Annotated in this window: 22 protein-coding genes and 1 pseudogene; 9 read left to right on the top strand and 14 right to left on the bottom strand. The window is 72.1% G+C overall.

Annotated features, from left to right (window positions below; genetic code table 11):
• Positions 1–93: 93 nt before the first annotated feature.
• From ACTJI8_RS17950 to ACTJI8_RS17940, 3 genes are all read right to left on the bottom strand, one after another.
• On the bottom strand, positions 94–1,314 hold the full coding sequence (locus ACTJI8_RS17950; protein WP_440734799.1) for an RNA polymerase sigma factor: 1,221 nt from the start codon (positions 1,312–1,314) through the stop codon (positions 94–96).
• Positions 1,311–1,679: a YciI family protein gene (locus ACTJI8_RS17945; protein ID WP_440734798.1), complete on the bottom strand. Its 369-nt coding sequence runs from the start codon at positions 1,677–1,679 to the stop codon at positions 1,311–1,313. Before ACTJI8_RS17945 ends, ACTJI8_RS17950 begins: the two co-directional genes overlap by 4 nt.
• 176 nt (positions 1,680–1,855) lie before the next feature.
• A complete protein-coding gene (locus tag ACTJI8_RS17940; RefSeq protein ID WP_440734797.1) occupies positions 1,856–2,749 on the bottom strand; it encodes a LysR family transcriptional regulator in 894 nt (297 codons plus the stop codon).
• 78 nt (positions 2,750–2,827) lie between these two features.
• On the opposite strand from ACTJI8_RS17940, the gene ACTJI8_RS17935 reads away from it, so the two are divergent.
• Positions 2,828–4,414 carry an aminotransferase class I/II-fold pyridoxal phosphate-dependent enzyme gene (locus tag ACTJI8_RS17935; protein ID WP_440734796.1) on the top strand — a complete coding sequence of 529 codons (1,587 nt, stop codon included), beginning with the start codon at positions 2,828–2,830 and terminating at the stop codon, positions 4,412–4,414.
• Between the two features lie 12 nt (positions 4,415–4,426).
• On the opposite strand, the gene ACTJI8_RS17930 is transcribed toward ACTJI8_RS17935, so the two are convergent.
• The 9 genes from ACTJI8_RS17930 to ACTJI8_RS17890 form a co-directional block, all read right to left on the bottom strand.
• Complete coding sequence (locus ACTJI8_RS17930; protein WP_440734795.1) at positions 4,427–5,125, bottom strand: NADPH-dependent F420 reductase; 699 nt, start codon at positions 5,123–5,125, stop codon at positions 4,427–4,429.
• Between the two features lie 45 nt (positions 5,126–5,170).
• Positions 5,171–6,052: a PaaX family transcriptional regulator C-terminal domain-containing protein gene (locus ACTJI8_RS17925; protein WP_440734794.1), complete on the bottom strand. Its 882-nt coding sequence runs from the start codon at positions 6,050–6,052 to the stop codon at positions 5,171–5,173.
• Positions 6,053–6,169: 117 nt separating this feature from the next.
• A complete protein-coding gene (locus tag ACTJI8_RS17920) occupies positions 6,170–6,376 on the bottom strand; it encodes a three-helix bundle dimerization domain-containing protein (RefSeq protein ID WP_440734793.1) in 207 nt (68 codons plus the stop codon).
• A 72-nt stretch (positions 6,377–6,448) separates the two neighbouring features.
• Positions 6,449–6,976 (bottom strand): hypothetical protein, encoded by a 528-nt coding sequence (locus tag ACTJI8_RS17915; protein ID WP_440734792.1) that lies wholly within the window; start codon positions 6,974–6,976, stop codon positions 6,449–6,451.
• Positions 6,977–7,098: 122 nt separating this feature from the next.
• Positions 7,099–7,299: an SDR family oxidoreductase gene (locus tag ACTJI8_RS17910; RefSeq protein WP_440734791.1), complete on the bottom strand. Its 201-nt coding sequence runs from the start codon at positions 7,297–7,299 to the stop codon at positions 7,099–7,101.
• Between the two features lie 186 nt (positions 7,300–7,485).
• Positions 7,486–8,406: a S1C family serine protease gene (locus tag ACTJI8_RS17905; RefSeq protein ID WP_440734790.1), complete on the bottom strand. Its 921-nt coding sequence runs from the start codon at positions 8,404–8,406 to the stop codon at positions 7,486–7,488.
• 96 nt (positions 8,407–8,502) lie between these two features.
• Positions 8,503–8,760, bottom strand: coding sequence for a DUF6510 family protein (locus ACTJI8_RS17900; RefSeq protein WP_440734789.1), 258 nt, complete (start codon positions 8,758–8,760; stop codon positions 8,503–8,505).
• Complete coding sequence (locus tag ACTJI8_RS17895; protein ID WP_440734788.1) at positions 8,760–9,524, bottom strand: ferredoxin reductase; 765 nt, start codon at positions 9,522–9,524, stop codon at positions 8,760–8,762. Before ACTJI8_RS17895 ends, ACTJI8_RS17900 begins: the two co-directional genes overlap by 1 nt.
• Positions 9,521–10,111 (bottom strand): sulfite oxidase-like oxidoreductase, encoded by a 591-nt coding sequence (locus ACTJI8_RS17890; protein WP_440734787.1) that lies wholly within the window; start codon positions 10,109–10,111, stop codon positions 9,521–9,523. Before ACTJI8_RS17890 ends, ACTJI8_RS17895 begins: the two co-directional genes overlap by 4 nt.
• 97 nt (positions 10,112–10,208) lie before the next feature.
• Between ACTJI8_RS17890 and ACTJI8_RS17885 the strand changes: the two are divergent.
• Both ACTJI8_RS17885 and ACTJI8_RS17880 read left to right on the top strand, forming a co-directional pair.
• Positions 10,209–10,838: pseudogene (locus tag ACTJI8_RS17885) on the top strand (MFS transporter); the annotation flags it as partial.
• Entirely contained in the window at positions 10,748–11,830 is a 1,083-nt protein-coding gene (locus ACTJI8_RS17880; protein ID WP_440734786.1) for an MFS transporter, read from the top strand. The pseudogene ACTJI8_RS17885 and the gene ACTJI8_RS17880, both read left to right, overlap by 91 nt.
• A 22-nt stretch (positions 11,831–11,852) precedes the next feature.
• On the opposite strand, the gene ACTJI8_RS17875 is transcribed toward ACTJI8_RS17880, so the two are convergent.
• Positions 11,853–12,776, bottom strand: a complete 924-nt coding sequence (locus ACTJI8_RS17875; protein ID WP_440734785.1) for a DUF5996 family protein — start codon at positions 12,774–12,776, stop codon at positions 11,853–11,855.
• A 170-nt stretch (positions 12,777–12,946) separates the two neighbouring features.
• Between ACTJI8_RS17875 and ACTJI8_RS17870 the strand changes: the two genes are divergently transcribed.
• The 3 genes from ACTJI8_RS17870 to ACTJI8_RS17860 are packed head-to-tail and all read left to right on the top strand — an operon-like array spanning position 12,947 to position 15,160.
• Entirely contained in the window at positions 12,947–13,516 is a 570-nt protein-coding gene (locus tag ACTJI8_RS17870) for a dihydrofolate reductase family protein (protein WP_440734784.1), read from the top strand.
• A 12-nt stretch (positions 13,517–13,528) separates the two neighbouring features.
• Positions 13,529–13,885, top strand: coding sequence for a YciI family protein (locus ACTJI8_RS17865; protein WP_440734783.1), 357 nt, complete (start codon positions 13,529–13,531; stop codon positions 13,883–13,885).
• Complete coding sequence (locus ACTJI8_RS17860; RefSeq protein WP_440734782.1) at positions 13,886–15,160, top strand: RNA polymerase sigma factor; 1,275 nt, start codon at positions 13,886–13,888, stop codon at positions 15,158–15,160.
• A gap of 3 nt (positions 15,161–15,163) precedes the next feature.
• On the opposite strand, the gene nirD is transcribed toward ACTJI8_RS17860, so the two are convergent.
• Positions 15,164–15,553 carry a nitrite reductase small subunit NirD gene (gene nirD / locus ACTJI8_RS17855; RefSeq protein WP_440734781.1) on the bottom strand — a complete coding sequence of 130 codons (390 nt, stop codon included), beginning with the start codon at positions 15,551–15,553 and terminating at the stop codon, positions 15,164–15,166.
• 182 nt (positions 15,554–15,735) lie between these two features.
• On the opposite strand from nirD, the gene nirB reads away from it, so the two are divergent.
• Genes nirB through ACTJI8_RS17840 form a run of 3 tightly spaced genes read left to right on the top strand, consistent with a single transcriptional unit; the run spans position 15,736 to position 20,239 of the window.
• Entirely contained in the window at positions 15,736–18,330 is a 2,595-nt protein-coding gene (nirB, locus tag ACTJI8_RS17850; RefSeq protein WP_440734780.1) for a nitrite reductase large subunit NirB, read from the top strand.
• Positions 18,327–19,112 (top strand): uroporphyrinogen-III C-methyltransferase, encoded by a 786-nt coding sequence (gene cobA, locus ACTJI8_RS17845; RefSeq protein ID WP_440734779.1) that lies wholly within the window; start codon positions 18,327–18,329, stop codon positions 19,110–19,112. The genes nirB and cobA overlap by 4 nt, the downstream gene beginning before the upstream one ends.
• Positions 19,109–20,239: a uroporphyrinogen-III synthase gene (locus tag ACTJI8_RS17840; protein WP_440734778.1), complete on the top strand. Its 1,131-nt coding sequence runs from the start codon at positions 19,109–19,111 to the stop codon at positions 20,237–20,239. Before cobA ends, ACTJI8_RS17840 begins: the two co-directional genes overlap by 4 nt.
• Positions 20,240–20,311: the final 72 nt, after the last annotated feature.

Here is a 20,311-nt window from a genome sequence, read left to right as displayed (position 1 = left end):
CGCCGCGTCGGGGGATCCGCTCCGCAGCCGGCGCCGAGCCGGCGGGTCCGGGGATCCGCTCCGCTCCGGCGCCGAGCCCGCCCGGACCGAAGCTCAGTCCCGCAGTCGTGCGGCGCGAGCCCGCAGGTAATCGCGTTCAGGGACCGAGAGGGTCGCCCGGGCCGCGTCGAGGTACTCGGCGATCGCCTCCGATGCGCGCCCCGCGCGTTCCAGCAGGTGCGCGCGCACCGACGCGATGCGCCGGCGGTCACCGCGCACCCTCGGATCCGCGATCCCGTCGATCACGGCCAGACCCGATTCCGGGCCGTGCACCATCGCCTGGGCCACGGCGCGATTGATCGTCGCGACCGGGTTGCCGGTCTCCCGTTCGAGCAGGCGGTACAGGGCCAGGATCTGCGGCCAGTCCGTGGTCGCAGTGCTCGGGGCGTCATCGTGCAGCGCCGCGATCGCGGCCTGGATCGCGTAGGGTCCGTGGCGGCCCGCGGCGAGCGCCGCGTCCAGGATCTCGATGCCCTCCTCGATCCGGTCCCGGTCCCAGCGGGTGCGATCCTGATCGTCGAGCGGGATCAGCTCGCCGCGGGTGCCGGTGCGCGCGGCCCGGCGGGCGTCGGTGAGCAGCATCAGCGCGAGCAGGCCCGCGACCTCGACGTCGTCCGGGCGTTCGCAATGCAGCATCCGGGCAAGGCGGATCGCCTCGTCGCTGAGCCGGACGTCGTTGATCTCCGCGCCCTCGGTCGTGGTGTGCCCCTCGGTGAACATGACGTAGAGGACGGCGAGCACCGGATCCAGACGGTCCTCGGGGTCGGACGGCTCAGGGAAAACGGCCCCGGCGGCACGGATCCTCGCCTTCGCACGGCTGATCCGCTGGGCGATCGTCGCCTCGGGCAGCAGGTGTGCGCGGGCGATCTGCGCAGTCGAGAGGCCCGCGACCGCGCGCAGGGTCAGCGCCACCTGGGCGGGCATGCTGAGCGCGGGATGGCAGCACAGCCGCAGCACCTGCACGCTGTCGTCGGCGTGCGCGGCCGAGGCGTCCTCGAGCGGCCTCCACGCGTCGGCGTAGGCGTGCTCGCGTTCCCGGCGCTGGTGCTCGCTGCGGATCCGGTCGATCATCCGGCGGCGTGCGACGGTGAGCAGCCAGCCTTTCGCGTCCGTCGGGGCGCCCTCGGACGGCCACTGCTGATGCGCGGCGAGGAGCGCCTCCTGCACCGCGTCCTCGCAGAGGTCCAGCTGCGCGGCGCCGTAGCGGCGCAGCAGCGCGGCGAGGACCTGCGGCGCGCTGCTGCGCCACAGGTCCTCGTAGCGGCGATCGGTCACACGTCGGACCCGGCGGAGAACATCACGGGGCGGACCTCCAGCGCGAGACCGTCGATCGCCGCGTCCGGGATCTGCTGGGCGAGCTCGACCGCGCGCTCCTCGGACTCGACCTCGATCAGGTAGTACCCGCCCATGAACTCCTTGGTCTCGGCGAAGGGTCCATCGACCACTTCGGGAGCGCCCGCCGAGGCGCGCACCACCTTCGACTGGCTGGGGTCGGCGAGCGCGACGGTGCCGAGCATCTCGCCCGAAGCGGTGATGGAATCCATGAACGCCTGGTGGCCCTCCCCGATCGCCTGCATCTGCTCCGCCGTCAGCGCATCCAGCACGTCCTGACGCACCTGCATGAGGATCATGTACTTCATGGTCGTTCTCCTTCTGTTCGTCGGGCGACCCGATGTCCGCCTCGGTATGTGGTCGGAGTCGATGCGCGTTTCTCGACAACATTCTGCGCGCCGATTCCGACAACCGCGCTCCGGCGCTCTCCAGCGGGCTGTGTCCCCCGGATGCGCGGGGTTTGTCGAGGCCCTGCTGGTGCCGCTCAGCCGCCGGCCGTCGTGCGCAGCGCCTGCTCGAGCGCGGTCCGCGCCGCCGCGCCGACGGTCGGCGCGGTGACGAGGAAGATGCGCCGCTCGAACACGGCGTCGGCGATCTCGACGGTCGCCACGGTGTCCAGATGCGCGGGAAGCGCCAGCTCCGGCACGAGGGCGGCACCGAACCCGGCGGCGACATAGGCCGCCACGACGGCGTAGTCGTCGCTGCGCATCGCGATCCGCGGGGTGAAGCCGGCCTGCTCGGCGGCTCGGGTCAGGGCCGCGTCGACCGGATCCGCCTCCGTCGCACCCGCGATCCAGGCTTCGTCGTCGAGATCCGCAAGGGGAACGCCGGTGCGCCCGGCGAGAGGGTGCGCCCGCGGGACGATGACGGCGAGGCGCTCCTGGCGGACCGGGATCATCCGGAAGCCCGGCGGCAGGATCGTGGGCCGGCCTGGGGCGTCGTACACGATCGCGGCATCGAGGCGGAGTCCGACGACGTCCGCCATCAGCGGGTCGAGCTCGGCCTCGCTCACGTCCGGGTCGAAGCCGGCCTCCTGCAGTGCTCGCACGACCTGCGGCAGCAGCCTCGCTCCTGCGGAGGGGAACACGCCGATCGCGATGCGGCGGCGGTCTGACTCGACCAGCGCCCTGAGCTCGTCGACGGCGCGTTCGGAGCGGTCCAGGATCGCGATCGCGTGCGGCATCATCGCCTCTCCCACCGCCGTCAGCCGGGTGCCGCCGGATCCGCTCGTCACGACCGCGGCGCCGAGTACGCGCTCCAGGCCGCGGAGGTGGTGGGTCACGGTGGGCTGGCTCCACTGCAGAGCGTCCGCCGCACGCAGCACGGATCCATGCTCGGCCACGGCCTCCAGCGCCTTGAGCTGCCTCAGATCGAGCATCCGCGCTCCATAGTGAGTATTGAGGAATGAAGATATGTCGTCATTCCTCATCGTATCCCTCGCCGTCAGAATCGATCCGTGACGACATCCACGCCCTACGCCGACGCCATCCGCCGATTCGCCGCACGCGACCTGCAGCGCCTCAACGTCCCCGGGCACAGCGCCGACCCCACCGCCGCCCCGCTGCTGGCGGAGTTCTTCGGCGAGGACGTGCTGCGCTACGACGTGGAGCCGCTGCTGGACGGCATCGACAAGGGACCCGTGAACCCGCTCGCCCAGGCGCGCGAGGCCGCCGCCCGTGCGTGGGGCGCGCGGCGCACCTGGTTCCTCACCAACGGCGCCTCCGAGGCGAACCGGATGGCGGCGCTCGCGCTGGCCGCGTTCCGCGCCCCGGACGAGATCGTCGTCGCGCAGCGCAGCGCGCACTCCAGCTTCTTCGACGGCATCCTCCTCGGCGGCCTCGACCCCCGCTTCGTGCAGCCGACGATCGATGAGCACCATGGCATCAATCACGGCGTGACGCCCGCCGCGATGCGCGAGGCGCTCACGGGCGTGGACGCGAAGGCCGCCTACATCATCAGTCCGAGCTACTTCGGCGCGGTCGCCGACGTCGAGGGCATCGCCGAGGTCTGCCACGAGGCCGGCGTGCCGCTGGTCGTGGACGCCGCATGGGCCGCGCACTTCGGCTTCCACCCCGACCTTCCCGCGAACCCGATCGCGCTCGGCGCCGACCTCGTCGTCTCGTCGACGCACAAGATGGGCGGCAGCCTCACCCAGTCCGCCATGCTCCACCTCGCGGACGGCCCCTACGCGGACGAGCTCGAGCCGCTGATCGATCGCGCCTTCATGTTCACGCAGTCCACGAGCGCCAGCTCCCTGCTGCTCGCCTCCCTCGACCTCGCCCGGGCGACGCTCGAGGACGGGCACGACCGCATCGCCGCATCGCTCACCGCCGCGGCTGAGCTGCGCGACGCCGTGCGCGCGACGGGACGCTTCCCGATCGTGAGCGACGGTTTCGGCGACTTCCCTGACATCGTCGACCACGATCCGCTGCGGGTGTCGATCGATGTGGGCGCGGCCGGCCTGGACGGCCACGCCGTGCGCGAGGAGCTCCTGCGCACCGCGGGGATCATGACGGAGATCTCGACCGGATCCTGCATCGTCGCGTTCGTCGGCCCCGGCACGACGCCCGACGCCGCCCGGTTCGTGGCGGCGCTCGAGGCGCTGCAGCCGGTCGGCGACCTCGCCGCCCGCGGGGAGCTCGGCTCGATCGCATTGCCCAAGACCGGCCCCGCCGTGATGCGCCCGCGGGATGCCGCCTTCGCGCACACCGAGATCGTCCCGGCGGCGGACGCCGTGGGCCGGGTCTCGGCCGACGCGCTGGCCGCCTATCCGCCCGGGATCCCCAACGTCCTGCCCGGTGAGATCCTCACTGCCGAGACGATCGCGTTCCTGCGCGGGATCGCGGCGATGCCCGGCGGCTACGTCCGCGGTGCCGCGGACGCCCTCGTCGACGGCGTGCGCGTCGTGGTCGAGGCCGGCGCGCCGCAGGTCGCGGTTCGACCGCAGGCCGCGCGTGCCTGCATCGTTGATCCGCACCTCAGCACCGGCGCGCGGCGTGCGGCGAAGCCCTCGCCCAGGAAAGAACTCGTCGCCGCATCCTGAGCCGGTTCCGGATCAGGAGCCAGGGCCCGCGGCGCGGGCTCGCGCCACGACGATGCCGCGCTGCGAGGTCCAGAAGCGCTGCAGCATCGCGCGCAACTCGGCAGCGTCGACGTCGGCGCCGAAGGCCTCCGCGCCGGGCTCCAGCATGATGCCGGCGGCCAGGCCACCGGCGACCACCGGGTCGAACCCGAGGTCGTAGACCAGCTGGGACACCTGCGCGACGTCCTCCGGGCCATCCCCGGCGACGGCGATCGCCTTGCGTCCGGGCACGCCGGCCGGGCGGGCCTCGTCCTCGAGGTCCTGGTAGCCCATGTGGTTGAACGCCTTCACGACCCGGGATCCGGTCAGGAAGCGCTGCACGACCTCGCTCGTGGATGTGCGCGGATCGTCCAGATCGCCACGGAGCCCGTCGCCCCACCAGTAGTTCATGGCGTCGATCACGAGCTTCCCCCGCAGCGGCTCGACCGGCAGCGCCGTGTGCCGTGAGAGCGGCAGAGCGAGCAGCACGGCATCAGCCTCGCGCGCCAGCTCGGCCACATCGACCGCCGTCGCACCGAGCGCCCGGACTGCGCGCGCGATCCGGCCCGGATCCGACGAACCCGCCACCAGCACGCGGTATCCGGCGGACGCGGCCAGCCGCGCGAGCACGCCGCCGACCCGACCGGCACCGATGATGCCGAGCGTCTGGATCGGGGATGCCGCGTCCGTCACGGCTCTCCTATGCCGAGGGAAGCGGCCCGAGGCGTCGGACTGCGCTCACGCCGTCGTCCACGCCGGCGGAGCGAAGACGCAGTCGCCGGTCTCGTCCCACTGCGAGACCTCCGCCTGCAGGTAGGGCTGGATCCGCGGCGCGATCGTCGCGTTCATCGCACGCAGCGCCGGCGCGAAGCCGTCTCCCGGCCAATCCTGCGGCAGCAGCTCGCCGGGCAGCCGCGGGTCGTCCATACGGAGCACGATGATCCGGGCGTACATGCGATGCCAGATGTCGAGCAGCGCCCAGGGGTCGTGCTCGACCGTGCCGTTGACGACGAGATCGTGGCTCTGTGCCACCTCGGAGATCGCGGCCCGATAGCGGTCCGCGATCCCGTCGAGATCCCAGGCCTTGGCCGTCATCCGCACCGCCTCCTGCTCGCTCCCCGGTACGAGGCGGATGTACGAGTACCAGCTGTCCTCGGGCGCGCGGCCGACGCCCTCCGCGATCGGCTGCCAGCGGTCCTCCGGATGGATCAGGACGCCAGGGCGAAGCAACCCGAAGCCCGCGTGCTCCGCCAGCCGGCGGAAGCGATCACGGAACTCGGGATGCACTCCGGCGATGTCGAAGACCACCCCGTGGAAAGCCCCGGTCCAGTGCGGCACGGGGGTCGTGCCCTCCAGCTCCCGATACCTGACGAGCGCTGCAGGCGACAGACGGTGTGCGACGACCGGACCTTCGCCACCGCGGTCATCGATCAGCCAGCCCAGGCGCTGCATCCGCGAGATGGTGCCTCGCGCGTCGGAGTCGGTGAGCCCGAGGCTCTTCAGCACCTCGATGAGCACGGGATCCGGGATCACGGCGGCGGAGAGAGCACCGAAGACGAAGCCGACGGTGGTCGAATGGGGCGCATGCCGGGTTCGAGCGTCCGCTTCGCGTAGGTGCATGGCTCATCCCAACGCTCGAGAGGATCGTGTCCCCGAGGATGCCACGAATCACCCGAAAGGGCCACCGGCCCGCCAGGACCTCACCGGTGACGATCCTGCTCCCCCGGATCTGCTGCCTCAGCGGATCGGACGCTCGATCCGCGCGCGAGCCTCGCGCTCGACGAGGACGGGCACGAAGTCGCGCACCCTCGCCTGCTCGAACGAGCGCTGCGCGTCTCGGACCGCACCGTCGATGTCGATCTCCGCAGTCTGCGGGAACCTCGCCTGGAGACGTTCGATGACGTCGGCGATCGCCTTGTCCTCGTCGGACGATTCTCGGGTCATGGCGCCATCGTCGGCCTCGGTCCGAACCGATGTCAAGCAGGACCGGGGATGCACAGCGAGTTGGCGGCAGCGTCAGCGTCGCAGCGCGGCGGGGCGCGGCAGTCCGAGGTCCTCGACGAGATCGCCGAGGGCCCGGTCGAGCTCGGCACCGGCCTGCGTGATCTTGTTGACGCCGAAGCCGGCGAGCCGGGCGCTGGGCACCTCGAAGCTCACGGTCGTCCCCGGCGCCGTCGAGGTGTGCGCTTCGATGCGCAGCGGAGCGTAGAGCATCGTGCCGGGGTCGTGCCGGAACAGCCGCGCGGTGATCCCGTGATGCGCGATCAGCCACACCACGCTGCGGGCACCGCTGCCGGCGTGCTCCATGAGCGCATCGGGACGCGAGGTCCAGACCCGGACGAACCCGCTGGGCGCCTCCCACTGCAGCCCCCGCACGAACCCCGCCCAGTCGCCGCCGCGCACCTCGGCCAGTGCCTGCTCCTCCGGCAGCGCGGGGACCGCAGCCTCGAACGCCCCGACCAGGGCATCGAACTGCGCGTTCGTCTCGAGCCGGATCCGCCGTCCCGCATGTTCGAAGACGGTCTCGTCCGCGTCATAGCTCACGAGACCATCCTCGTGCCTGTTGAGCCTGCCCGCCTCGAGCGCGGGTCTTCTGCCAGCTGTGCGATGGCAGAGGTCATCGCCCCGATGTCCGGACGCGATGACCACAGCGCGACGGTCAGCGGCTACAGCTCAGCGGACAGCCCGCCGTCGATGACGACGTCGGCTCCCGTGATGTTGCCGGCGACGAGATCGCTCGCGAGGAACGCGACGAGAGCCGCGACCTCTTCGGGCGTGGTGAAGCGCCCTGTCGCCATCGTCGCCTCCGCGCCCGCCACGACCTGCGCGCGGTCGACGCCCGCCGCGGCGGACACGGTCGCCGCCACGCCCCGTCGCCGATCCGACCGAGCTGCAGCCGGTCTACCCCTGGTCGATCGCGTGGCGGGACGAGCCGCTCACGCCCGAGGTGCAGGGCTTCCTCGACGTCGCCGAAGAGCAGCGCGACGTCCGGGGCTGGCTGCATCCCGAGGCCGTAGGTCCGCTCTGGCGGACCGGGGTCGAGTAAGTCGTCCTCACCCCAGCCGCAGCTCCTCCGGCTCCAGGACGAGGTCGATCAGCGCGCCGTTGCGCAGCACTGTCATCTCCATCCGCCGTCCGATCGCCGCCTCCACCATGACCCGCTGCAGCCCCGTCGGGTCGAACACGGGCGTGCCGTCGATCGACAGCACGATGTCGCCGGGGCGGGCGCCCGCGAGGCCGGCAGGGCTCCCCGGAACCGTCGACATGACCTGCATCCCGGTCGCGGATCCGACCTTCGCGGCGGCCTCCGGGGTGAGCGGAGTCTTCGCCCCGGCCACGCCGAGCCAGGCGCGGCGCACCCGACCGACGGCGGCGAGGGTGTCGATGATCTCCAGCGTGGTGGCGTTGATCGGCACGGCGAGTCCGAGCCCGACGCCCGCGACGGCGGTGTTCACGCCGACGAGCCTGCCGGCACTGTCGGCCAGCGCTCCCCCGCTGTTGCCCGGGTTCAGCGCCGCGTCCGTCTGGATCACCTCGTCGATCACGCGGCCCGACGCGGTCGGCAGCGAGCGGCCGAGCGCCGACACGATGCCCGCGGTGACGCTGCCCGCGAGCCCTCGGGGGTTGCCGAGGGCGACGACGAGCTGCCCCACGCGCAGTCGCGCGGCGTCGCCGAGCGGAACCGGATCCGGCGTCCGCCCGCGGGCGCGCAGCACCGCCAGATCGCTCAGCACATCGGATCCGACCACCTCGGCCTCGACCGAGGTGCCGTCGCCGAATGCGAGGCCCACCTCTCGTGCCCCGGCGACCACATGTGCGCTCGTGAGCAGAAGCCCCTCGCGGATCACCGTGGCGCTGCCCGCGCCCGCGCCACCGGCCGTGCGCACGCTGACGGCCGCGACCGCGGGGAGCACGGTCTCGGCGACGCGCACCACGATCGTCGAGTACGCGTCGAGCGCTTCACCGTCGTCCATGGTCAGCAGTCTGCGTCCGCCGCGGACCGCCTCGGCGGACGTTCGCCGAGGGCTGACGGCGGACGACGCGGGTTCCGTCCCGGGCGGGCCCGCCGGTCAGGGCGCCGGGATCTCGATCGCACCCGTGCCTGTGAAGTTCACGAAGGTGCGGTCCCCGGTCTGCACGATCGTGAGCAGCACCTGACCGCAGGCGGGGCACCGGGCGACGGTTCCCGCGGCGCTGCGGAACACCATCGTCGTCGCGATCTCACCGACGTTGCCGCACCCGTTGCATCGCGCCCGCGCCGTGGTCGCGTCGAAGGCCAGCAGGTCCGACAGCGCTCCCGCCAGCAGATTCCCGTCGAAGTACTGCATCAGGTACCTCCGTAGCGCTCGGTGCGGATCGCACGCGGATCGTGCCCCAGGTCGACGAGCCACGTCGCGACCTGTTCGACGAAGCCCGTGGCCCCGCACACGTAGACGAGGGGCTCGCTCTCGGGGCCGAACGTCGCCGCCGCCACGCGCTCCCGGGTGATGCGTCCGACCGGTTCGTCGGCGCCCGCGGGCGCGCGTCGTGTGTAGACGTAATCCGCGACGAACGGGACGGGCCCCTTCGCCGCTGCTTCGAGCTCCTCGGCGAAGAAGACGTCATCGGGCGTGCGCACCGAGTACAGCAGGCGGAACGGCGTGGCGTCGGCGGCATCGATGTGCGCCTGCGCGATCGCGTAGAGCGGCACCACGCCGGATCCGCCGGCGATGAGCTGCACCGGACGGCCGGATCCGCCGTCGACGGGGGCATGCCAGACGAAGTAGGCGCCGAGCGGCCCGTGCACCTCCAGCCGATCCCCCGCCCTCAGCTCGTCGATGAGGAACGGGGACACCTCGCCGTCGGGAACGCGGGCGACGGCGAGGACCACCTGTGATCTGTCGCCGGAGGAGGCGATCGAGTACGACCGCGTCGCCGTGTACCCGTCGGGCGCCGTGAGGCGCACGTCGAGGTGCTGGCCCGGTAGGTTCCCCGGCCAGCCCGCCACGTCGAGGACGATGCGCGCGGCCGTCGGAGTCTCTCGTCGGACCTCGACCACCTCGGCCACGTGCCAGGCCGTGCGCGGGAGCACGCGCTCCGTCAGGTCGCTCACCAGTACCGCTCCTCCTTCCACGGATCCCCGTGGAGGTGGTACCCGTTCTGCTCCCAGAAGCCCGGCTCGTCATCGGGCAGGAGCTCGAGCCCGCGGATCCATTTCGCGCTCTTCCAGAAGTACAGGTGCGGCACGAGCAGCCGGGCGGGACCGCCGTGCTCCGGGTCGAGGGGCTCGCCCTCGAACTCGAAGGCGACCCAGGCTTTGCCGTCCCGGAGATCCTCGAGGGGAACGTTCGTGGTGTAGCCGCCGTAGCTGTGCGCCATCGCGTACTCGTCCTCGGTGTCGACGTCGGCGAGCAGCGTGTCGATCGAGACGCCGCGCCAGCGGGTGCCGAGCTTCGACCAGTGCGTCACGCAGTGGATGTCGACGTCGATGTCCTCGATCTCGAGCTGCTGGAACTCATCCCAGTTCCACCGCCGCTCGCCCGCCGCGCTGCGGATCGTGAACTCCCATTCGTCCGTGGAGACCTGCGGCGTGGGGCCTGCGGAGAGCACCGGGAAGTCGTGCACCAGGGTCTGCCCGGGCGGGAGCCGGTCGTCCTGATCCCGGCGCCGGCCGGTGAAGCCTCGGGTGATGAACGACATCGCGAACCCCTCTCCAGGGACGGCGCCTACGTGAACAGGCTCAGCCTGTCACCCGCACGCGGCCTGCGCCAGTGCGGTCCCGGTCCAGAATGGTGCCATGAATGCGCAGAGCGTCGACACGACGGCGGCAGGTGCCACGGCGGGCGGGTCGGCGTGGGCGCCGTTGCGACACCCGATGTTCCGCGCGCTCTGGCTGGCGCAGACCGGATCCAACCTCGGCGGATGGATGCAGACGGTCGCCGCGCAGTGGTTCCTCATCCAGGCCGGTTCCGGATCCGCGATCGTCGCCTGGGTGCAGGCGGCGAGCCTGCTGCCCGTGCTGTTCCTCTCGCTGTTCGCGGGCGTGCTCGCCGACCGGTTCGACCGGCGGGGCTGGCTGCTCGCGATGAACATCGTGTCGGCCGCCCTCGCCGTCGTGCTCACGGTGCTCTCCGGGATCGGCGTGCTCGGCGCCCCCTCGCTGCTGCTCATGACCTTCCTGCTCGGCTCCTCCGCCGCGCTCAGCGCTCCGGCCTGGCAGGCGATCCAGCCCGATCTCGTGCCCTGGGAGGAGATCCCCGCGGCCGCCGCACTCGGCGGGATCACGGTCAACGCCGCGCGGGCAGTCGGGCCTGCGATTGCCGGAATCCTCGTCGCGTGGACCGGCCCGACGTTCGTGTTCGCACTCAACGCCGTGTCGTTCCTCGGCGTCGTGATCGCCCTGGTGCGCTGGCCGCGCCCGGAGCGGACCGCGCGGACCTGGACGGAGCCGTTCGGCGACTCGCTCGTGGCCGGGCTCCGCTACTCGCCTCCGGTCCGATCGTGCGCCGGCTGCTGTTGCGCAGCCTGTTGTTCGCGCTCCCCGCGAGCGCCCTGTGGTCGCTGCTCCCCTCCGCGGCAGGCGGCCTTCTCGGCCTCGGAGCGACCGGCTACGGACTGCTTCTGGGGATGCTCGGCGTCGGATCCATCCTCGGCGCCGTGCTCATGCCGTTCCTCACCCGGCATCTGTCCTCCTCGGCCACGCTCGGCCTCTCGGCCGCCGTGTTCGCGGTAGGCACGGTGAGCGTCGCCTGGTGGCCGCTGCCCGTGGTCGTTCCGGTGCTGCTGATCACCGGCATCGCGTGGACCGCGACCCTCACCACGCTGAACGCGGCCATGCAGCTCAGCGCCGCCCCGTGGGTGCGCGCCCGCGCGATCTCGGCCTACCTGCTCGTGCTGCTCGGCGGACAGGGCCTGGGCGCCTTCCTGTGGGGTGCGGTGAGCGCGATGGCCGGCGTGGCGGTCACGCTGGCCGTGGCGGCGGGGCTGCTGCTGCTCGTCGCGGCGAGCGTGCTGGTGCTGCCGCTGCGCCCCGAGACCGGGCGTCTGGACCGGTCGATCCAGCCGTACTGCGCGCCCGAGCCTCGGCTCGTGTTCGACCCCGAGCCCGACGACGGCCCGGTCACCGTGACGATCGCCTACCGCGTCGCGCCCGAGCGCGAGCAGGCATTCCTCGCCGCGATGAGGCCCTTGCGCGACAGCCGCCGCAGAACGGGGGCGGCGGGCTGGATGCTGGAGCGCGCCGGGGAGGAGACGGGATCCTTCCAGGAGGTGTTCCGCGTGCGCTCGTGGGGCGAGTACACGGCCTCGCGCACCGCACGCTGGACGGGGAGCGACGCCGCCGTCCTCGACCGCGTGCTGGAGACGGCGGAGGTCGGATCGGAGTCGCACGCCTTCGCGGTGCGGCTGCCGCGGCGCTGAGGGCTGGGCCGCCCGAGGCCGCCTAGCGCGATGCCCGATCGGCGGGGATCGCGGGCGCCTGCGGCGCCGGCGGCCAGTCCGCGAGGTTTGCCGCAGCAGCCGATGTGGCCTGCAGGAACGCGCCCACGAGCGCGTCCGGATCCGGCGCCTGGCGCACCGTCTCATAGGGCAGCAGGAACTCGCCCAGGGCCGCGTCGAAGGACGCGCCCTCCGGCATCTCCGCGGCCGCGTACCCGTCCGGCGCCGGGTACGCATAGGCGTAGAACGCGCCCTCCGCGCCGCCGCCCGGCCAGAACCCCGCGCTGCTGAGTTCGTCGGAGTAGCCCTCCACCATCACGCTGTCCGGACAGTTGGGCGCGCCGCCGGGATGCACCGGCGCCGGCCGTCCCGAGAAGCGCGTCACGGCGAGATCCATCGCACCCCAGAAGTAGTGCACGGGACTGACCTTGCCGCGGAACTCGGACCGGGATCGCCGCAGCACGCGATCCGCCTGCACCAGCTGCTGCCAGAACAGCCGAGCGTGCTCGGCGACGTACGTCGCGTGCACGGTGTCATCGGGGAACGGGATGGCGTCGGCCACCTCGTTCGGCACCGGGTGGATGCGCACATCCACGTCGAGCCGGGACAGCAGTGCCATCACATCGGCGTAGAAGCGCGCGACCGAGCCGCCGAGGACGAGCGTGTCGCCCCGTCCGTCGCTGGTGCGCGCGACGAGGACGTGGTCGACGAAATCGAAGGAGAGCTCCAGGATCCGATCGCCGACCGGGATCGCGCCGGTCGTCAGTCCGCGCGAATCGACGAACAGCGTCACGTGCCACCAGTGGTTCACCGGAGCGGCGAGCACCATCTTGACCTTGCCGACGATCTGCGTGTACATGTGCAGCGTGTCCCGCGTCGGCGTCCAGTCGTCGACGGCGAGAGCGGGCCAGCCGGGGTTCGTGAGCACGACGTCCTCCTCGATCGGGGACACTCTACCGAGCCCGCCGCCGTGGTCTCGGATCACCGGATCCGGACCAGTCCACGCGAATCCTCTCCCCCGTGTCCGGATCCGCTCACCTCGTTCGACGGAACAGATGAAGGGGCCGAAAAGCGGCCCCGCACCGGAAGGAAACGCACATGCGAAAGATCGTGGCTTTCGACCACATGACGCTCGACGGATACGTGTCATCGGGCAAGGGGATGGGGTTCGAATGGACGAACCGCGCGTACGACGAGGAGCTGTCCGCCTACGCGCAGCACATCCAGGAGGACATCGACCTCCCCGTCTACGGGCGCGAGACGTATCTCGGGATGTCCGGGTACTGGAGCACGCAGCCCACCGCTGACAGCACCCCCACCGAGCGCGCGCACGCGGAGTGGGTCAACGCGGTCGACAAGATCGTGGTGTCGACGACCCTCGGATCCGCCGACTGGAACAACACGCGACTCGTCCGCGGGAACCTCGCCGAGGAGTTCGGGCGGCTGAAGGAGCAGCAGGGCGGCACGATCGCGATTTACGCGAGCCCGAAGCTCGTGCACTCCTTCCTCGACCTCGGTCTGATCGACGAGTTCCGCATCGTCGTGCATCCCGTGGTCATCGGCGGCGGCACGCCGCTGTTCCCGGCCGGCACCGACCTCGCGCTGACCCTCGAGGAGTCCCGCTCCTTCGCGGCCGGTGCGACCTACCTGCGCTACGGCGTCGCCTGAGAGGATCGGACCATGCGATACCTGCTGCTGATCCGGCCCGACATCGAGGATCTTCCCGCCGACTGGAGTCCCGACCCCCGGCTCGAGGAGGAGATGGGCCACCTACTCGAGGAGATGACGAAGGCCGGCGTGCTGCTGGACACGGCAGGGCTCCGCCCGCCCGAGGAGGGCGCCGTGCTCCGGCTCGCCGCGGGCGACGTGACCGTCGTCGACGGACCGTTCACCGAGTCGAAGGAGATGGTGGGCGGTTACTGCCTGCTGCAGACCCGCACGCGCGACGAGGCCGTCGAATGGGGCACGCGGTTCCTGCGGATCCACGGCCCGGAGTGGACGATGGCGCTCGAACTGCGCGAGCTCGACGGCGAATAGGTGACCACTGCCCCGCTCATCGACCGCGCGGTGCAGCGCGCGGTCGATGCGGCGTGGCGGATCGAGTGGCCGCAGCTGGTCGCCGTGCTGACCCGGCTCGTCGGCGACATCACGCTGGCCGAGGATCTGGCCCAGGACGCGCACCTGGCCGCTCTGGAGCAGTGGCCCCGGGACGGCGTCCCGAACAACCCGGGCGCGTGGCTGACCGTCGCGGCGAAGCGCCGGGCGATCGACCGGATCCGCCGAGACACGACCCTGGCCCGCAAGCTGCCACTGCTGGAGGGCGAGCTCCTCGTCGACGCCTCCTCGGCACCGGATCCGGCATCGGTCGTGGACGGCGAGATCTCCGACGACCTGCTGCGGATGCTCTTCACCGCCTGCCATCCGGTGCTCTCGCGCACCTCGCAGGTCGCACTGACGCTGCGCATGGTGGGCGGCCTCACGACCGAGGAGATCGCACGGGCCTACGTGACCGCGACCCCGACGATCGTGCGCCGCATCTCACGCGCGAAGAAGACCATCCGCGACGAGCGGATCCCCTACGAGGTGCCGTCCGGCGCTGAGCTCGCCGAGCGGCTCGATGCCGTACTCGAGGTGATCTACCTCGTCTTCAATGAGGGCTACGCTGCGACGGCCGGAGACGACTGGATGCGGATCGACCTCTGCACGGAGGCGCTGCGCCTCGCCCGGATCCTGACCGCGCTGATGCCCGCCGAGCCGGAGGCGCACGGGCTCGCGGCGCTGCTCGAGCTGCAGGCCTCCCGGCTGCGCTCCCGGCACGACGTCGCGGGGCGCCTCGTGCTGCTGCGCGACCAGGACCGCACCCGGTGGGACCGGCTGCTGATCCGTCGCGGCTACGCGGCCCTCGCCCGCTCGCACACCCTCGCCCGGGATCGCGGGCGGGCTCCCGGCCGCTACGCGCTGCAGGCCGCGATCGCCGCCGCGCACGCGATGGCCGCGACGCAGGCCGACACGGACTGGCGCCGGATCGCGGGCCTCTACGCCGTGCTCGCCGCGCGGTTCCCCTCGCCGATCGTCGAGCTCAACCGCGCCGTGGCGGTCGCCGAACTGCACGGCCCGGCCGCGGGACTCGAGCTGGTCGACGCGGTCGTCGCCGCGGGCGCCCTCGACGACTACCACCTGCTGCACGCCGTGCGCGGCGATCTCCTGGAGCGCCTCGGGCGCACGACCGCGGCGCGGGCGGAGTTCCGGCGGGCGGCGGACCTCACCGCGAACGCCGCCGAGCGGGCGATGCTGCTCGGCCGGGCGGACTGAGGCTCAGTCGTCGAGTTCGATCTCGATGAAGCCGCCGACGATGCGCGTGCGGAACGTCCGCAGCAGCAGGGCCGGATCCGAAAAGCACTCCCCTGTGCCGAGGTCGTAGACCTCCTTGTGCAGGGGCGACGCGACCGTGGGACGATCACCGCGGGATCCGACGATTCCGCGCGCCATCACCGGGGCGCCGTCAGCCGCGGGATCGGCGTGCGAGACGGCGTAGACCTCGCGCGGCGAGAGCAGGAACACGGCGATCTGCCTCATCCGGATGAGGACGGCCTCGCCCCAGGACGGCTCGAGGTCGTCGACGCGGCATGCGCGCTCCCACACGGTGCGCGCCGGGGCGGTGTGCGAGGAGACGACACGGGACCTGGTCTGCGTGATGGTGGTCATGCCACGACGGTAGGTCGCGCGTGTTTCAGCTGCGGTCGCGGCATGTGTCGGCCGTGTGAAAGTCCCCTCACAACCCTCCGCTCGTCGTGTGCGGGCGCTGTCATGTTACGGATACATTGCCGAAACGGTCGGGAAATCGCGCGCTCGTACGCTCGGGAACCACCGAACCGGAGGGGGCACGCATGACGTCCCGCAACACGCTCATCGTCGGAGGCGGCCCCGCCGCCCACCGGCTCGTGGAGGCCCTGCTGTCGCGCTTCGCCGATGAGCCGGCCGCCGCGCACCGCATCACCGTCGTCGCGGAAGAGCCGTATCTTCCGTACGACCGGGTGCAGCTGAGCAAGCGGCTCGCGGACGGATCCGTCGATCTCACGCTGGATCCGGCGTCGTGCTGGGAGCACGCCGCGGTCTCCCTGCGGGTCGGCGAACGGGCGCAGGCGATCGACCGCGCCGCGAAGACCGTGACGACGTCGACCGGCGACGTGCTCGGCTACGACGATCTCGTGCTGGCGACTGGATCCTCCGCCCCTGTGCCCGAGATCCCCGGTGCTGCGGCCGCCCGCGTGTACCGCACGATCGACGACGTGGACGCCCTCGTCGCCGAGGTCGCGGCACTCCGCGACGAGCTGGGCCGTTCTCCGCGCGTCGCCGTGGCCGGAGGCGGTCTTCTCGGACTGGAAGCTGCAGGAGGCGTCGCCGCACTCGGTGCCGACGCCGTGATCATCCACTCCGGCGGGTGGCTGATGTCGGCCCAGCTCGACGAGGGCGCGGGCCAGGCCCTGGGGCGGCTGATCGCGGCCCGCGGGGTCGACCTGCACCTCGGCACCCGGCCGCAGAAGATCGTGCTCGGCGCTGGCGGCCGCCCCGTCGAGGTGCTCTGCACCGACGGCCGCACCGTTCCGGCCGACATCGTCGTGTTCGCCATCGGCATCCGAGCGCGCGACGAACTCGCCACGGCGGCGGGGATCGAGACCGTGCCGCGCGGCGGCGTGATCGTGGACGAGGCCTGCCGCAGCGCTGATCCGTCGATCTGGGCCATCGGCGAGGTCGCCGCGATCGACGGCCGCACGATCGGCCTGGTCGCGCCGGCCAACGCCATGGCCGAGACTGTCGCCGACCGGCTGCTCGGCGGCGATGCGGCTTTCACCACGATCGACGACGCCACCAAGCTCAAGCTGTCGGGCGTCGACGTGGCGAGCTTCGGCGACGCGTTCGCCCGCGATCCCGGCGCCCTCGAGATCGTGTATGCGGATCCCGCGCGCGGGCTGTACCAGAAGCTCGTCGTGAGCGACGACGCCCGCACGCTGCTCGGCGGCGTCTTCGTCGGCGACGCCACGCCCTACCTCGGTCTGCGACCGCTGCTCGGTCGCACCCTCGACGCCGAGCCGGCCGCGTACCTCTCCGCCGCCGGTGCCGAGCCGCCCACGAGCGGCGCGCTGCCAGACGACGCGCTGGTGTGCTCCTGCAACAACGTCGCCGCGGGGACGGTGCGCGCCGCGGTCGGCGACGGTTGCCACGACCTCGGAGAGCTGAAGACCTGCACCCGCGCGGGCACGCAGTGCGGATCCTGCGTGCCGCTGGTGAAGAAGCTGCTCGAAGCGGAGCTCACCGCCGCCGGCGCCACGGTCTCGCACGCGCTGTGCGAGCACTTCGACCTGTCCCGGCAGGAGCTGTTCGAGTCCGTCCGTGTTCTGGGGCTGACGAGCTGGGACGAGACGATCACCCGCCTCGGTCGCGGGCGCGGCTGCGACATCTGCAAGCCCGCGGTCGGATCGATCCTCGCCACCCAGCACGGCCAATATCTGCTTGACGGCGGTCGCGGCCCGCTGCAGGACACGAACGACCGCGCCCTCGCCAACATGCAGAAGGACGGCACGTACTCGGTCGTGCCGCGCATCCCCGGCGGCGAGATCACCCCCGAGAAACTCGGCGTGATCGCCCGCGTCGCGCAGGACTTCGGCCTGTACACGAAGATCACCGGCGGACAGCGGATCGACCTCTTCGGCGCACGGCTGGACCAGCTGCCGGACATCTGGCGCCGGCTGGTGGACGCCGGCTTCGAGTCGGGGCAGGCGTACGGCAAGGCGCTGCGGAACGTGAAGAGCTGTGTCGGATCCACCTGGTGCCGGTACGGCGTGCAGGACTCGGTGGGGATGGCGATCGCCCTGGAGCTGCGCTACCGCGGCCTGCGCAGCCCGCACAAGCTCAAGTTCGGCGTCTCCGGCTGTGCCCGCGAATGCGCCGAGGCGCGCGGCAAGGACGTGGGCGTGATCGCGACCGATCTGGGCTGGAACCTGTACGTCGGCGGCAACGGCGGATTCCAGCCCGCCCATGCGCAGCTGCTCGCGTCGGACCTGGACGATGAGACGCTGGTGCGCTACATCGACCGATACCTCATGTACTACATCCGCACCGCCGACCGGCTGCAGCGCACGGCGCGCTGGATGGAGGATCTGGACGGAGGCCTCGACCACGTCCGCGACGTGGTGGTGAACGACTCGCTGGGCCTCGCCGCCGAGCTGGAGGCCGCGGTCGCCCTGCACGTCGACACCTACGCGGACGAATGGGCGGCTACCCTCGACGACCCCGAGCGGCTGCGCCGGTTCCGCTCCTTCGTGAACGAGCCGGGCGTCGCGGATCCGTCCATCGCACGCGTCGCCGAGCGCGGGCAGCTCCGCCCCGCGACCGCCGAGGAGCGCGCGGCCGGCATCGTGCCGATCGCCGGCACGAGCATCCCCCTGCGCGCCGACACGGTGCCCGCCGAGGAGCTGTCGTGACGGCCGCTGTCGGATCGGTCACTCTCGTCGGCGGCGGCCCGGGCGACCCGGACCTGCTCACGGTCGGCGCAGTCCGTGCGCTGCGGGACGCCGACGTGGTGCTGTACGACCGCCTCGCGCCTTACGCGCTGCTCGCGGAGTTGGCGCCGCAGGCGGAGTTGGTCGATGTCGGGAAGCGCCCCGGCCATCATGCGATCCCGCAGGAGGAGATCGAACGCCTCCTGCTCGACCACGCGCTCGCGGGTGCCAAGGTCGTGCGTTTCAAGGGCGGAGATCCGTTCGTGTTCGGCCGCGGCGGCGAGGAGGCGGCCGCCTGCCGCGCGGCCGGTGTGCCGGTGCGCGTCATCCCCGGGGTGACGAGCGCGATCGCGGTGCCCGCGTCCGCCGGCATTCCGGTCACGCATCGCGGGGTCGCCCGGCTGTTCACCGTGATCTCCGGGCACGCACCGCTCACAGAGTCGGAGGCCGAGCATCTTGCCGGCCTCGGCGGTACCATCGTCGTGCTCATGGGTGTCTCGAATCTGCCGTCGATCAGTGCCGGGCTGGTGCGCCACGGCATGGATCCCGGCACCCCCGTCGCGATCATCGAGCGCGGTTTCACCCCCGGCCAGCGCACGACCGTCTCGGACCTCGCGGGCATCCGCGACGCTGCGGAGGATGCGGGGGTCCGCTCCCCCGCCGTGATCGTCGTGGGCGACGTCGTCCGACTCGCCGGACACGGTGATCGGGAGGCCGTCGCGCTGCTCAGTGACGCCGTCGCACTCGCGGGGGACGCCCCATGACGCCCTTCGAGCGCATCGATCCGGTGACCGGGTTCGGTCCGGATCAGCTCGCCGGCTTCCGGATCGGCGTGACCAGCGATCGCCGCTCCGCCGATCTCATCGACGCGTTCGAGCGCCGCGGCGCGTTCGTGCTGCACGCCCCGACGGTGCGGATGCGGCACGCGGACGACGACGGGCCGGTCATCGCCGACACCCGCGACATCCTCGCCGCACGCCCCGATCTCCTGCTCGCCACGACCAGCTACGGCATGCGGCGCTGGTTCGAGGTCGCCGATGCGGCGGGGCTCGGCGCCGCGCTGCAGGACGCGCTGTCCGCGGCGACGATCCTGGTGCGCGGTCCGAAGGCGCGGGGCGCGGTGCGCGCCGCGGGGCTCGACGACGAGGGCATGAGCGACGAGGAGACGACGGCGTCTCTCGTGGACAGAGTCGTCGCCGAGTTCGGAGCGGGAACCACGGTCGCCGTGCAGCTGCACGGTCAGACCGATCATGCGCAGCTCGCACGGCTCGCGCAGGCGGGGATGCGCGTACTCACGGTCGCGCCCTACACCTGGTCGAACGTCGAAGACGAGGACGAACGGACCACCCGCCTCGTCGACGCCGTCGCGGCCCGGCAGCTGGACTGCGTCACCTTCACGAGCGCCCCCGCGGTGGACGGCCTGTTCATCGCGGCCCTGGCCCGCGGTCGCCACGACGAGGTCGTCGACGCGCTGCGGCAGGACGTGGTGGCCGCGAGCGTGGGCCCGGTGACCTCCGCGCCTCTGATCGCCGCGGGCATCCGGGTACTGCAGCCGGATCGCTTCCGGATGGGCGCACTCATCCGGCTGGTCTGCGAGCACCTCGAGGACCGGGCGACCCTGCGCGTGCGCACCCGGCACGGCGAGGTGCAGCTGCGCGGCAGCGTCGCCGTCGTCGACGGCACGCCGGTGCGCCTCACCCCCACCTCCGTGACGCTGTTCCGCGCGCTGGTCGCCGCCCGCGGCGCGGTGGTCTCGCGCCGGGCGCTCTCCGGATCCGTGGACGGCGACGAGCACACCATGGAGGTCTCGCTCAGCCGATTGCGGCAGAGCCTCGCGACCCCCGGCCTCGTCGCCACGGTCGTGAAGCGCGGATACCGCCTCGACGTCTGAGCCCCCAGTCGCTGAGCCTGTCGAAGCGCCCCAATCTCGTCCGGGCCCTTCGACGAGCTCAGGGACCGGATC

Source organism: Microbacterium sp. 22303 (genome assembly GCF_052045265.1).
Lineage (GTDB): Bacteria > Actinomycetota > Actinomycetes > Actinomycetales > Microbacteriaceae > Microbacterium.
Note: the sequence above shows the minus strand (reverse complement) of the source record. Positions and strands in the feature narration are given on the sequence as shown.

Excerpts from the sequence above, each read along its gene's own strand:
- ACTJI8_RS17840 (WP_440734778.1), top strand. The coding sequence starts at position 19,109 with ATGACGCCCTTCGAGCGCATCGATCCGGTGACCGGGTTCGGTCCGGAT.
- ACTJI8_RS17945 (WP_440734798.1), bottom strand. The coding sequence starts at position 1,679 with ATGAAGTACATGATCCTCATGCAGGTGCGTCAGGACGTGCTGGATGCG.
- ACTJI8_RS17865 (WP_440734783.1), top strand. The coding sequence starts at position 13,529 with ATGCGATACCTGCTGCTGATCCGGCCCGACATCGAGGATCTTCCCGCC.
- nirD (WP_440734781.1), bottom strand. The coding sequence starts at position 15,553 with ATGACCACCATCACGCAGACCAGGTCCCGTGTCGTCTCCTCGCACACC.
- ACTJI8_RS17920 (WP_440734793.1), bottom strand. The coding sequence starts at position 6,376 with ATGACCCGAGAATCGTCCGACGAGGACAAGGCGATCGCCGACGTCATC.
- nirB (WP_440734780.1), top strand. The coding sequence starts at position 15,736 with ATGACGTCCCGCAACACGCTCATCGTCGGAGGCGGCCCCGCCGCCCAC.
- ACTJI8_RS17905 (WP_440734790.1), bottom strand. The coding sequence starts at position 8,406 with ATGGACGACGGTGAAGCGCTCGACGCGTACTCGACGATCGTGGTGCGC.
- ACTJI8_RS17925 (WP_440734794.1), bottom strand. The coding sequence starts at position 6,052 with ATGCACCTACGCGAAGCGGACGCTCGAACCCGGCATGCGCCCCATTCG.
- ACTJI8_RS17900 (WP_440734789.1), bottom strand. The coding sequence starts at position 8,760 with ATGCAGTACTTCGACGGGAATCTGCTGGCGGGAGCGCTGTCGGACCTG.
- ACTJI8_RS17890 (WP_440734787.1), bottom strand. The coding sequence starts at position 10,111 with ATGTCGTTCATCACCCGAGGCTTCACCGGCCGGCGCCGGGATCAGGAC.
- ACTJI8_RS17940 (WP_440734797.1), bottom strand. The coding sequence starts at position 2,749 with ATGCTCGATCTGAGGCAGCTCAAGGCGCTGGAGGCCGTGGCCGAGCAT.
- ACTJI8_RS17870 (WP_440734784.1), top strand. The coding sequence starts at position 12,947 with ATGCGAAAGATCGTGGCTTTCGACCACATGACGCTCGACGGATACGTG.